The sequence below is a fragment of the Parashewanella hymeniacidonis genome (assembly GCF_016900895.1).
Classification (GTDB): Bacteria; Pseudomonadota; Gammaproteobacteria; order Enterobacterales; family Shewanellaceae; genus Parashewanella; species Parashewanella hymeniacidonis.
The window spans coordinates 1-12,141 of sequence record NZ_JAFEUN010000119.1; the positions used below are offsets into that span (position 1 = coordinate 1).

The window sequence follows — 12,141 nt, forward strand, 5'->3', positions numbered from 1 at the left end:
ATGAAATTTCTTGAGTGTTAGCGTATTCTGTCTGCATAGAGGGCTTTATGTGTTGTTATTGCGTGTCGGAACAATATAACTAACACAAAAAGCTCTCTTGTCTACCTTTATATAAACTCAACTTATTGATCTTAATAGATCTATTTTTTAAGTTTGTCGTTTCAAAAGATCTACACCCATATCAAACAGACTGGCATGAGGTAAATTTGAAGGGCTTTCGGAGAGCATTTTTAGCACCAAAAACGACCAGAAACCGTAGGTTCACTATATCATTTCTGGTCGAAAATGAATGTATCAAAGAGCTATATTGTATTAGAGATCATAATGTTAGATATTTTTCATAGCCGACTAAATATTAAATCATTATTACTCGAGTTTCGGAGTTCGTTTTCACTAAAAATCATGGATACTTTCCACTAGAAATGGCCTCTTAGCGTAAGGTAAACGTATCCATTTGCATAACTTGATTAAAGAAAGAAGTGGCTTCTTCGTTGATTCTATTCAATATATGATCACATTCACTAGCCGATAACGAAGTGATATTTGAGATGGCATCGCTGATCAACGCCTTAAACAATCCCCATAATTTACAAGCAAAATCCAAATTGCGTAGACTGTCACTAAGGAGATTTCTTGAGTCACTCACTTTCCCGATTTCATCGTTCTTCTTGGCATGAAGGAGTAGAAAATACCTTAACCCTGTCAGGTGAATTGAGGCAATATAAGTACTGAATGAGTTGTCAATTAGTAGACCAGACTGCTGTAAAAATTTAGAAGTTAGCTGAGGAAGCTGAAGTGATTTCATGTCAATATTTACTTGAGAGTTAGTGTGTTATTTTTTTGTCTAAGCAACAAGATTATAACACATTAACGCTCATTTTTTCTCTGTATATCAACCGCATATAGATTTAAATATATTAATTTTGAACTCAGAGACTTGAGTTATTATTCACAAAAAGCGTGGAAGAAAAGCCATACATACTCTTTCCTTATCCTCCGTGCTATCATCCCTCTCACTACTGTTGAAGAGAGTTAAATCATGGCATTACCAACATTGTTCGTAGAATTAAAAGATCAGAAATTATTGTCTCAAATAAGCTCTCTGGGAGAGTTGTCACGATTTGACACGATTTGCAATAATGACAACGAACATTGGATAGATAGCTTACAACGACTTCAACCCAATGCCGCTATTGTTGAAGTATCTCAATTCACCAACGATGATTTTATCGCCCTATCCAGTGCCACTGGCTTGGAAGAATTGGATTTGGTCATCATCGGTTCCGGTGCGCCCAATAAAAATTTAGACATGATGATGAAAAGCGGCGCCATTTTTCATTATAGAAAGCCAGTAGATATCCAAATTTTGACCGATACTCTAGCGGACTTTAGTCAATACTTCCTAGAAAAGCAGGAAGAGGGGAAAAAAATATCCACAAGCGACTTAGACCAGTTTGGAATGTTAGTCGGCTCATCAAGGCCAATGCATAAATTGTATCGCACCCTCAGACGAGTTGCGAAAACAGAGGCCAACGTATTGATCATTGGTGAAAGCGGTGCTGGTAAAGAGCTCGCCGCGCAGACTATCCACCTTGCCAGTGATAGAAAAGAGCAGCCTTTTATTGCTATTAACTGCGGCGCCATCAGCCCAGAGTTAGTCGACAGTGAGCTCTTTGGTCACGAAAAAGGCGCATTTACAGGCGCTAACCGAACGCACCAAGGTGTTTTTAAGCAAGCAGAGGGTGGGACATTATTTCTTGATGAGGTCACCGAAATGCCCCTTGAACATCAAGTTAAACTACTGCGAGTACTCGAAACTGGCGAGTATCGCCCAGTCGGCAGTAACACACTCTGTATTGCTAACACTCGTATCATCGCCGCCACCAACCGTGATCCACAAGTTGCTATTGAAGATCAGCTTTTACGAGAAGACCTCTATTTTAGACTAGCTCACTTCCCTATCAATATTGCTTCACTAAGAGAACGAGGTAGTGATATCGTCGGCCTTGCTAAACATTTCATCGCTCACCGGAATGTGAACGAAGACACTCCAAAAGCTATTACAGCCTCAGCGCTCGAAAAAATCGCAGCGCATACATGGCCTGGCAATGTTAGAGAGTTGATACACTGTGTCGAGCGAGCGTTCATTTTGGCGGACGGTACGATTAAAGATGAACACCTTGTTTTTGATACTCCTCCTTTAGAAGCAGGGACAACATTAGAGGAGAGAGTGCCAGCTGGTGTGACTCTAGAAAAAATAGAAAAAGCTGCCATCATTAACACTCTTGAAGAAAATGAAGGCAACAAAAAAGAAACCGCAGAGGATTTAGGGATAAGCATAAAAACGTTGTACAACAAGCTGGATAAGTATAAGAGTTAATTAAATTATTTACTATTGCAAAGTAAAGGGATTTTAACTCTGGCAGAGATATGAGGCAAATTATAGACTCATAGCTGAGCTTATTTAAATCTAATAGTTGAACAAACTCGATACCTCTACTTTATGTATACCCATGATACCTCAAGATGCTCGATTTCAGCGAGAATGCACAGCTTGTTAATCAAGGCGACAGTGTGCGGCAATAGTGAGCTATTGTTAGCACTGGCAACACAGAGTAACACGCTGTGCAACTCGCACTTCGTGGACTTCTCAGCACCAATTCTTCTTTGTTACATTAGCTCGAAAGAATCCCGATATTCCTTCGCTAATGCGCCTCAAAGAATTGGCGATGAGAAAGTCCTGAAACATGCATCTTCAGGTATCATGGGTATAAGTAGTGAAATCTGCGCTAGGAGATTATCTGTCTGAGTATTTTGTTGGACGCAGTGATCAAAAGGCGATGACTTCTACCTTATTTAGTCGTTCTGTGCATCAAATATTGCTATTTGGTATGTCAGTGGTTCATATCCCAACAGGCCCTTTGCATCTTGCCAGCAACACTTTCTTTTGAAGAGTGACTTTTTACTAAATTCAAAATCTTTCTCCTAATGGTCGCTAAATTCTTTGCGCCATCATCTGCATAAATTTTACAATCACCTTCTTTAAAAGTGACATCAATTACCCAATGATGTCATCACCATGCTTAGAGCCACAGACAACTTTACCATCGAAACTAATATGCTCTTTATTGTTTTTTTCACGTAGGGCGTTTGAAAAATTAATAAAGCAAAACATTAAACTCTCAGCTTTAACGCCTTTAATTATCCTTCCAATTGAGTGCGTTGTAGGAATTCCATTATTGAATGAACGATACTGTCTCAACCAGTCTAATTGAGCTTCACCAAAAATATTGATCGCTTTCCAGCCTGTTGCTCCACACAATACTGCTGCAATTGTAAGAAAAATAATATCAGCTAAGTCATAATCTTTATTCGCATCTATACGATGGTCATCAATTTGTTCAATCTCTTTCATTACGTCCATAATCAGGCTCGAATCAGTATTCACTTGTCGATCTGATCATCGTTATAGAAGAAAGTTCAAAATAGCATTAAATTATTTATCAAGACCAAAAGCGCGATCCCGCCCTGGTCAGTGGTTATTCATGGCTTTCTAATATTTGATTTTTCGAAAATCGTTTATCCGACAATTCCGTGTTTCGTTCTGCAAACAACTTAAACCAAAAGCTTGTTTGTGCTAGTTCCTTGCCATCACTAAAAACGATCCTTTTTAGTTACTTCAAACAGAGGTGAAAACGTTTGTAATTTCCGCCAGAAGTCCATCATTAAAAGTCTGCTTTATAGGTTTTCATTAAAATGCCAGAAAAAGTGAGCAAACCGATTTATAAGTACAAGCAACTACAGCTAGATGTAAAAGTAAGATCTAATATATTTAATCGAGTACTTTGATCAGGGCAACCGCGTGAGTGTTTAATAGCTATGGAATAATTTGATTAAAAAGCTTTTGAATCATTGGATATATTTAAATGCTTACAATCATTATTAACGGTAAGCATTTAAAACTACCAGCACTTAAGAAATGCCTGTTAAATGCTAAGCACAATCTTCTTCTCAGCCATCTGTTGCAATAACTGCAAACAGCCTTGCTCTATATCCACTAATTCCATTTGTGGATACATTTGGTGTAACCAACTCGTGATTGCTTCAAAAGAAGTTTGAACTTCATGTTCAATGAATGATAAAACCTGAGCTGAGAGCGGCGTTAACTGTAAAAAACTCACCTCTTCATCGGCATCTCTGTATACACAGTAAAACCTTGGTGATTCAAGTGACTCAATCGGTTGGTAATCAGCACTGATATGCTGAACATCAAACGAATATTGAGCCACTTTAGCGGACTCTGATAAACATAGGTTTGCTGACTCAATCGATTCAACATCTAATGACTTTAACTCTTTGCTTTCTTGAGCGACTGAAACAACTAACTCCAACCATTCGTAATGAGCTAACTCAAGCATGAACACCGGATCGTGTTCCTTTAATTCATATTCAGACTGTAGGAAAATCAAGAACTCTTGCGCAATTTCAACAAAAATAGGGGTCTGACAATCGTGAGTGATAAAAAACTCTTGAACCAACGCTTCCCACTGTTTTTCACTATATAGTGTCTCTAACACAGGAAACGCATTCGAAACAAAGCCTTTAACATTATTGAAGAACAACTCTCGATAAACAGACATTCGTCGCTGTTCTATGCCTTCAGGTAATGGGTTAGCGGGATTTTTAATGTAATCCATAAATTCATTTTGAATCTCAACAAACGACATTACGCACTCCTTTTCTGTAATGCAATCGCTTGTTGCTGAAAGCGATGAATTTGGTCAATTTCAATGAGCAACTCTTGCGTTGAAGGTATATTAAAATCACGCTCAAGCAGTGTTGGATGTACACCGTGAATTTGATAACAATCTTCCAGTAATTTCCATACCGGTTGAATAACATCAGCCCCATGAGTATCTACAATGAGATCCACATCCTCTTCATAGTGGCCAGCGACGTGAATGTAAGCAATACGTTCTGTTGGCATCTTTTTTAAAAACTCAGCGGCGTCATATTTATGATTCACCGAATTAACATAAATGTTATTTACATCCAGAAGCATTTTACAATCGGCTTCATTCAATACTCCATTGACGAACTCAAGCTCTGACATCTGAGCGCCCGGTGCAGCATAAAACGAAACATTTTCCAAGATAAGCGGACGCTCTAGAATATCCTCAACTTGCTTAACTCGTGCTGCGGTATGCTTGATGGCTTCTTCAGTGAATGGAATTGGCATTAAATCATACATATGCCCGGTTCCAGAACAATAGCTTAAGTGCTCTGAGTAAACATCAATATTATGTAAGTCCATAAACTTTTTAATATTGCTTACAAACTCTAGATCCAACGCTTCTGGGCTACCAATTGACAACGAAAGTCCATGTAAAAAAAAGGTATGCTTTTCTGCGAGTTCTCTAAATTGACGTCCAAACTTACCGCCAAGTGTCATCCAGTTTTCAGGTGCCACTTCAAAAAAATCAATTTGCTCAGGTGTGCTTTCACAAAGCTCATCGAGCATTTCACGGCGTAAGCCTAGGCCAACCAGATTATTATTTGTCATTTTAATACCTCCAATGGCTTCGCAATATTTCGAAGATACTCTCTAAAAAGTACATCTTCGAAATACTACAACATATGCGTGTTAAGAAGAAAGAAGGCCAGCATAAGCTGGCCTAGGTATGATAAGTATTCAAGCTAAGTGATTACTTAGAACCACCACATTTGCCTTCACCACACTTACCTTCTTTACCTTTGTGCTTTTTAGCGTCGCCACCACATTTGCCTTCGCCGCACTTACCTTCTTTACCTTTGTGCTTTTTAGCGTCGCCGCCACACTTGCCTTCGCCGCACTTACCTTCTTTGTGCTTCTTAGCGTCGCCGCCGCACTTGCCTTCGCCGCACTTACCTTCTTTGTGCTTCTTAGCATCGCCGCCGCACTTGCCTTCGCCGCACTTGCCTTCTTTACCTTTGTGCTTCTTAGCGTCGCCGCCACATTTACCTTCGCCACATTTGCCTTCGCCGCCAACTAATTGGTAACCAGCTTTCATTTCCTCAAAGCCAAAAGAACCAGCTTGTGCAACAAATGCGTGTCCCATTACTACAGTACCTAGTGCCAAAGCTACAGTGGTTTTCTTAACAGTGTTCATAGTGTCTTCCCTCTTTAACATTTAATTTTTGAAACTTTCTCGAATGCCGTTGTGGCATCAATCAGTCTTGTTTAAATAGACCTAGTGTCCACAAAGTTTATTTCACAAAAGCCAATTTAATTTTGAAGTACGTCTAAAAATTACGTCAAGATCAGACAAAATTCAAAATAAAAATAATATTTTTCATTCACATAATGAAAAGTTTACCTTTTCTCTACATGAAAAAACAAATTTAAAAACTACATTAAAAAGTTTTCTACAGGTACAATTCGCACCTCTCAACTTCTTCTAAAATAATTTAAAGGTTCTGCCGTGCGTGTAATTCTTGCCCCTATGGAGGGCGTTGTAGATGATTTAATGCGCGATATTTTATCGACTATCAACCCTTATGACCTAATGATTACAGAATTTGTTCGAGTAATCGACAAGCTTTTGCCAGAGCGTGTTTTTACAAAACTGTGTCCTGAACTCCTTAATAATGGACAAACTATGGCAGGAACGCCAATAAGAGTTCAACTATTAGGTCAACACCCCGATGTTTTAGCTGAAAATGCAGTCAGAGCAATTGAATTGGGTTCAAAAGGTATTGATTTAAATTTTGGTTGCCCGGCAAAAATCGTCAATAGAAGTAAAGGTGGAGCGGTTTTACTCCAAGAGCCAAATAGAGTTCACGATATCGTTAAAGCTGTGAGAAAAGCCGTTTCTGATGAATTCCCAGTAACGGCAAAAATCCGATTGGGCTTTGAAGATAAATCCAAGTACATGGAAAACTCTCTCGCTATCTTCGAAGCTGGCGCAAGTGAACTCGCTGTACATGCGAGAAGTAAAGTTGATGGATATAAACCACCTGCGTATTGGGAGTACATTTCGGATATTAACAATAAACTTCCGATCCCTGTCATCGCAAACGGTGAAATCTGGAACAAAGCAGATGCGATAAAGTGTATGCAGCAAACCGGTTGTGATGCCGTTATGGTCGGACGGGGAGCAATATCACTGCCCAACTTAGCCGAAGTAATAAAAACAGATAAACCAGAAATGAATTGGCAACAAGCATTAGACTTAATGCTTAGGTATACTGAAAAAGAGTTAACGGGACGAAAATCTTGTTATTATCCAGCAAGGATTAAACAATGGTTCAGTTATTTAAACCGCCAATACCCAGAAGCTAAAGAGTTGTTTAGAGATTTACGTATCTTTAAAACAGCTGAAGAAATTACAGCTTGCTTATTAAAAGCGAGAGAAGAGTTATGAATAAAAGACAAAAGATTACTAAAAAAATAGCAAAAAGAGCGAAAGCAAAACAGAATAAAGTTAAGTGCGGTCATGCGGCTGATAACGCAAAACGCTCAGGTTATATATCGAAAGCTGAACGTGAAAAAATGGAAGCGGAGCAAGCTAAGGTCGAGAATGAAAACACTGAAATAAGTAACACAACTGAAGAATAAGTGTCAACGCTCCTAATCCTTTACTCAAAAGAGTTAGGAGCGCACTACCTGTTCGTTAATCTTGTTCAACTAGTTTTTCTTTATTCAGCTGCTCCATTTGCGAACACGAAGAAGATAAAGGACTTGATGATGTTGGCGTAAGTTCAAGCTCAATTTCATCTTCAATACTTTCTTTAATTTCTACTTTATGAATCAGTCGATAAGCAACCCACACACCTGCAGTACCAAATATAACACCACCGATGGCTTGACCAATTAACACACCATAAACACCGTAATATTGTGCACCAATGTACACAAATGGAATTGTTCCTAGTGTGGCTTTACCTATATTAAAAAAGCTGGAATATTTTGGCTTGCCTAAGTTATTAAACGACGCATTTGCAACAAAAAGAGCACCATTAAATACAAAAGTAATCGCAATAAAGGTACAGAAGAACATCACAATGTCAGCGCCGTCACCTTGTAAGTCAAATCCTGAAATAATGTAGTTTTGAAGCAAGAATATGAGTATCGAAACCACAAAGATATAAGCAAAATTAAACTGTATTGCGTTAGTTAACGATAGTCGCACTCTATCAAAGTTCTTTGCTCCGTAATTTTGCCCTATTATTGGGCCTATTGCCCCAGACAGGGCAAATACCATCCCAAAAGCAAAAGGAATAATTCGACCTAATACAGCCCAACCTGCCACAAACGAGTCACCGAACTCAGCAATTTCGCGAGTAACATAACCGTTACCGATAGGTGTAGCCACATTCGTTAACATTGCAGGTAATGCGATCGCAAATACAGGTTTTAAGTCGCGTTTAAAATTATCAAGTTCAAATTTAGTACCTAGACCATGCTTGATGAACACGCCTCTTGCAGATACGACGAGCACAGCAAGACGAGCAATCACTGAAGCCGCTGCGGCCCCTTCGATCCCCATTGCAAAAGTAAAAATAAAGATTGGATCCAAAACCGCATTAACCGCACCACCAGCCAGTGTCGACATCATTGACAACTTTGCATCGCCGACCGCTCTTAATGCTGCGCCCAAAGCCATCGCCAAGCAAATAATGGGCATCGAAGGCAAAATGATATAAAGATAACTTTCAGCAAGTTCAGCAGTTCGCCCTGTTGCACCAATTAATGCCACTAGTTGTGGTATTAAACTGGTAACGATAATTGCAACAACAATACTAATTACGAAAGTAATCAGACTCGCATTAAGGAGTAACTGCTTGGCTTTATTTTTTTGTTTGGCCCCAATGGCTTTTGATACAACAGCGCCCATTGCAATGGCTAAGCCTATTCCAATAGAAGTTGTAAAAAACGTAATTGTGCCGGCATAGCCAACTGCAGCGGCAAGTTCTTCTTCGCCCAGCAAACTCAGAAAAAAGATATCTAGCAGATCGACTAAAAATAACGCTGAAATACCAATGGCTGCTGTTGACGTCATTACCCAGATATGGCGCATAATTGAGCCAGATACAAACTTTGCCTGTGGCATAAACTTCCTATAAACGTAAAAGATACTGCGCAAGCCCTAAACTTGCTGTGGACTTTGGAGACTCTATCCCAAATAAGTGAATTAATCGAACTCGATTATCAAATTGACAATTCTGGATACAACAATCTGAACTCGCAGGGATTTTGAGTCACTATCTTGGGGCGAGCGCCAGTGTAATCTGATGGTAAACTTTCATCATGGAAAGATGACCAATAATTAAAGTATCTTCGCTCTCCATCAAATCTCTTGCTGTAATTCGGCTCCGCACTCAAAACAATAGTTGGCTTGAGCATCATGACCTGATGTCGAGCAATTACTGCAACGCCTCAAGTCTCTTTGCCTCCCCATTTCATTCGAAATCTCAGCGGTTAAAATGCCTGTTGGTATCGCAATTATGGAGTAACCCAGTAACATCGTTAAAGAAGCAACCCCTTGTCCAAGGGCTGTATGAGGTATGATGTCACCGTACCCAACAGTCGTGATGGTAACAATCGTCCAGTAAATCGATTTAGGGATTGAAGAAAAACCATTTTCAGGGCCTTCAATCACATACATGATTGAGCCTAAAACCATTATGATTAAACTTACTGAAAAGAAAAAAATAAACACTTTACGAGATGAATGAACCATCGCTTTTAACAACAGATTTCCCTCACTCAAGTAACGCAAGAGTTTGAGCACCCGAAAGACTCTAAATAACCTAAATACTCTGATCATCAGCGCAAACTGTGCACCAGGAAACAACAAAATCAAAAAGCTTGGCAATATAGCTAACAAGTCTACGATGCCGTAAAAACTTCGAGCGTACAGCAAAGGATTGGCACTTGAGTAAAGTCTAAGAATATATTCAATAGTAAAAAGAACCGTAAATCCCCATTCTAGGATTCGAATGACCTCACCGTACTCTTGATGCACTTCAACAATGGTATCTAGCAAGATTAAAAAGACACTAGCGATGATACAAACGATTAAGCCTATATCAAATAGTCGCCCAGAAGATGTATCAGTTCCAAAAATCACGCTTCGAATGAATGCTCTCGAACCGGAATCATTTTTTTGTTGTTCCACAATAAGTAAACTAATCAATTTTCGATAACATAGGGTAACGTGTATGTAATATCACTTTCAATGCTCAGTTGTGTAACAAACACATTTAAGTGATACTTTAATTTTATTGTCTATCTAGTAATGTATATGGTCTCTTTTAGCTATCTTATATCGATATTTTTTTTGTTTTTTTCTATTTCAGTGTTTTCAATGCCACAAGCCGATTTAGTTGTCGTTAAGAAATCATTACGTCAAATGACTCTCTTCAAGAACGGAAAAAAGATTAAAACCTTTCATATTGCGATGGGCGAGAACCCAAATTCACATAAAGTCAAAGAAGGCGATGAGCGTACGCCTGAAGGAAGATACATTTTGGACTATAAAAAGCCTGACAGTGCTTTCTATCGTTCAATTCATATTTCATATCCAAATGAAGCTGATATACTCGCCGCTAAAGCAAAGGGAGTAAATCCTGGAGATTTGATCATGATTCATGGCCAAGATCCTGAATCAAATCTTAGTCAAAAAGAACGCCAAAGATACAACTGGACGAATGGCTGCATCGCCGTCACCAACAAAGAAATGGATGAACTTTGGCAAGTCATTGAGCCTGGCACTCCTATCGAAATTTGGCCTTAACATATATATAAAATGAATACTGAATTTTTACTTACTCAAAGTTGGGATGACTTTGTTTCAAAAATTAACAACTTCATGGATGAACTAGGGATTGAGAAAGATGAGTTTGAATGTGATCATGCCGCTATACGAGTTAATACTCAAAAGCATGCTGATCAATTAAGAGCGTTTTTCGAAACAAAAGGAAAAGTAATTTCTGAAAACTTCATCAACGGTCGCCCAATTTTAATCATCGAGTTAAACGAGCCCTTGATGCTGAATGGCACTCAAGTACCTTATGTTGAATTACCTTATCCAAGTGAAAAGGCATACCCTTTCGAAGGCTGGGAGCACATTGAATTAGTCGTTCCGGGTAAAGCAAGCACGGTTGAATCGCTTATTGAATCATCAATTGCTTCCATCCCTAAAATTGAAAAAGCAATCAACGGGCAGCTTACGGAAATAAAATTAAAACAGAGCAGTCCAAAGGGAGAAAAAGAACGTTTACCAAACCCAACCATTGCGCTAAAAAAAGCAGACATTTGCGTGAAACTTCATAGCCACTCAATAAAAGCAATCATTGAAAGCGAACTCTAAAAATCGTATTGAACTTAAAACTCAAGTTTCGGAGTTCAAAATTGACACATTTAAATCTGTATGTGGTTGATATATAAATAAAAGACGAGCGTTAATGTGTTATAATCTTGTTGCTTAGACAAAAACAATAACACACTAACTCTCAAGTAAATATTGACATGAAATCACTTCAGCTTCCATCACTTACTTCAAAGTTTTTACAGCAGTCAGGTCTACAAATTGATAATTCATTTAGCACCTCATGGAAACAACTTAGATTTGCTTCTATGTTGGCTTCTTGTGGCTTCAGTAAACGAACAGGGGTTGCTGCGACTGACGTCGTTTATCTACTCCTGCTTTGGGTTTGGTTAAAAGCGGATACCATTTCTATGTTTGCTCGAGAATCGCTGCAAAGCTTTTCCTCTGCCAAAAAAGATGTGCTTTATGACTTGCTCAATCGTGAAGATTTAAACTGGAGGAAACTGCAACTTTGTACCGCTAAAAAGCTCATAAAACAGGAAGGGAAAATACGGCTAGCGCATTAAATTTTCGACTCCAGCAGGGCTGAGCGAAAATCATCATCAAGTGCGGCCATCTTCTTTTTTCGGGCTAAACTCGCCGTTTTTGTTGTATCTTGTTTCAATAGGTTTAATGCTATTTTACGTAGCACATTGAACATCAATGAACCATTTCCTCTTCTAATACGGGATTCATCTTCTCTAAATGTCATATCGAGCATCCAATGCATACTTTCAACTTGCCAATGACTTCTTACAGCATGTAATGCTTGAACCGCATCCAACTCTAA

14 protein-coding genes and 1 pseudogene are annotated in these 12,141 nt (G+C 38.9%); 7 read left to right on the forward strand and 8 right to left on the reverse strand.

The features are described 5' to 3' along the window. Positions 1-430: 430 nt before the first annotated feature. Positions 431-805, reverse strand: coding sequence for a hypothetical protein (locus tag JQC92_RS18340; protein WP_205001005.1), 375 nt, complete (start codon positions 803-805; stop codon positions 431-433). Positions 806-1,039: 234 nt separating this feature from the next. Here JQC92_RS18340 and JQC92_RS18345 point away from each other — a divergent pair, with 234 nt between their 5' ends. Both JQC92_RS18345 and JQC92_RS18350 read left to right on the forward strand, forming a co-directional pair. Continuing rightward, entirely contained in the window at positions 1,040-2,380 is a 1,341-nt protein-coding gene (locus tag JQC92_RS18345; protein ID WP_205001006.1) for a sigma-54 interaction domain-containing protein, read from the forward strand. A 397-nt stretch (positions 2,381-2,777) separates the two neighbouring features. After that, a complete protein-coding gene (locus JQC92_RS18350; protein ID WP_205001007.1) occupies positions 2,778-2,951 on the forward strand; it encodes a hypothetical protein in 174 nt (57 codons plus the stop codon). Between the two features lie 107 nt (positions 2,952-3,058). Here the strand turns inward: JQC92_RS18350 and JQC92_RS18355 are convergent, their stop codons facing one another. The 4 genes from JQC92_RS18355 to JQC92_RS18370 all read right to left on the reverse strand — a co-directional run bounded on the left by JQC92_RS18355 (position 3,059) and on the right by JQC92_RS18370 (position 6,149). Beyond that, on the reverse strand, positions 3,059-3,424 hold the full coding sequence (locus JQC92_RS18355; protein WP_205001008.1) for an ISAs1 family transposase: 366 nt from the start codon (positions 3,422-3,424) through the stop codon (positions 3,059-3,061). A gap of 562 nt (positions 3,425-3,986) precedes the next feature. After that, entirely contained in the window at positions 3,987-4,727 is a 741-nt protein-coding gene (locus JQC92_RS18360; protein ID WP_205001009.1) for an HvfC family RiPP maturation protein, read from the reverse strand. Next, positions 4,727-5,563: an HvfB family MNIO-type RiPP peptide maturase gene (locus JQC92_RS18365; RefSeq protein ID WP_205001010.1), complete on the reverse strand. Its 837-nt coding sequence runs from the start codon at positions 5,561-5,563 to the stop codon at positions 4,727-4,729. Before JQC92_RS18365 ends, JQC92_RS18360 begins: the two co-directional genes overlap by 1 nt. Before the next feature lie 142 nt (positions 5,564-5,705). Then, positions 5,706-6,149 (reverse strand): HvfA family oxazolone/thioamide-modified RiPP metallophore, encoded by a 444-nt coding sequence (locus tag JQC92_RS18370; protein WP_129945953.1) that lies wholly within the window; start codon positions 6,147-6,149, stop codon positions 5,706-5,708. 312 nt (positions 6,150-6,461) lie between these two features. Between JQC92_RS18370 and dusC the strand changes: the two genes are divergently transcribed. Together dusC and JQC92_RS18380 are read left to right on the forward strand one after the other, a co-directional pair. Beyond that, positions 6,462-7,403 (forward strand): tRNA dihydrouridine(16) synthase DusC, encoded by a 942-nt coding sequence (dusC, locus tag JQC92_RS18375; protein ID WP_205001011.1) that lies wholly within the window; start codon positions 6,462-6,464, stop codon positions 7,401-7,403. Next, positions 7,400-7,597, forward strand: a complete 198-nt coding sequence (locus tag JQC92_RS18380; RefSeq protein WP_205001012.1) for a DUF2986 domain-containing protein — start codon at positions 7,400-7,402, stop codon at positions 7,595-7,597. Before dusC ends, JQC92_RS18380 begins: the two co-directional genes overlap by 4 nt. Before the next feature lie 55 nt (positions 7,598-7,652). On the opposite strand, the gene JQC92_RS18385 is transcribed toward JQC92_RS18380, so the two are convergent. Then, the gene (locus tag JQC92_RS18385; RefSeq protein WP_205001013.1) at positions 7,653-9,092 is read right to left on the reverse strand and encodes an MATE family efflux transporter; all 1,440 of its coding nucleotides are present in this window, start codon (positions 9,090-9,092) and stop codon (positions 7,653-7,655) included. Positions 9,093-9,329: 237 nt separating this feature from the next. Further along, positions 9,330-10,163 carry an ion transporter gene (locus JQC92_RS18390; RefSeq protein WP_205001017.1) on the reverse strand — a complete coding sequence of 278 codons (834 nt, stop codon included), beginning with the start codon at positions 10,161-10,163 and terminating at the stop codon, positions 9,330-9,332. Between the two features lie 186 nt (positions 10,164-10,349). On the opposite strand from JQC92_RS18390, the gene JQC92_RS18395 reads away from it, so the two are divergent. From JQC92_RS18395 to JQC92_RS18405, 3 genes are all read left to right on the forward strand, one after another. Then, positions 10,350-10,778 (forward strand): L,D-transpeptidase family protein, encoded by a 429-nt coding sequence (locus JQC92_RS18395; RefSeq protein ID WP_239480637.1) that lies wholly within the window; start codon positions 10,350-10,352, stop codon positions 10,776-10,778. Positions 10,779-10,790: 12 nt separating this feature from the next. Beyond that, positions 10,791-11,354: a VOC family protein gene (locus tag JQC92_RS18400; protein ID WP_205001015.1), complete on the forward strand. Its 564-nt coding sequence runs from the start codon at positions 10,791-10,793 to the stop codon at positions 11,352-11,354. Between the two features lie 158 nt (positions 11,355-11,512). Continuing rightward, positions 11,513-11,878 carry a hypothetical protein gene (locus JQC92_RS18405; RefSeq protein ID WP_205001018.1) on the forward strand — a complete coding sequence of 122 codons (366 nt, stop codon included), beginning with the start codon at positions 11,513-11,515 and terminating at the stop codon, positions 11,876-11,878. Here JQC92_RS18405 and JQC92_RS18410 read toward each other — a convergent pair. Next, positions 11,875-12,141, reverse strand: a pseudogene (locus JQC92_RS18410) (ISAs1 family transposase); the annotation flags it as partial. The gene JQC92_RS18405 and the pseudogene JQC92_RS18410 sit on opposite strands and share 4 nt — an antisense overlap.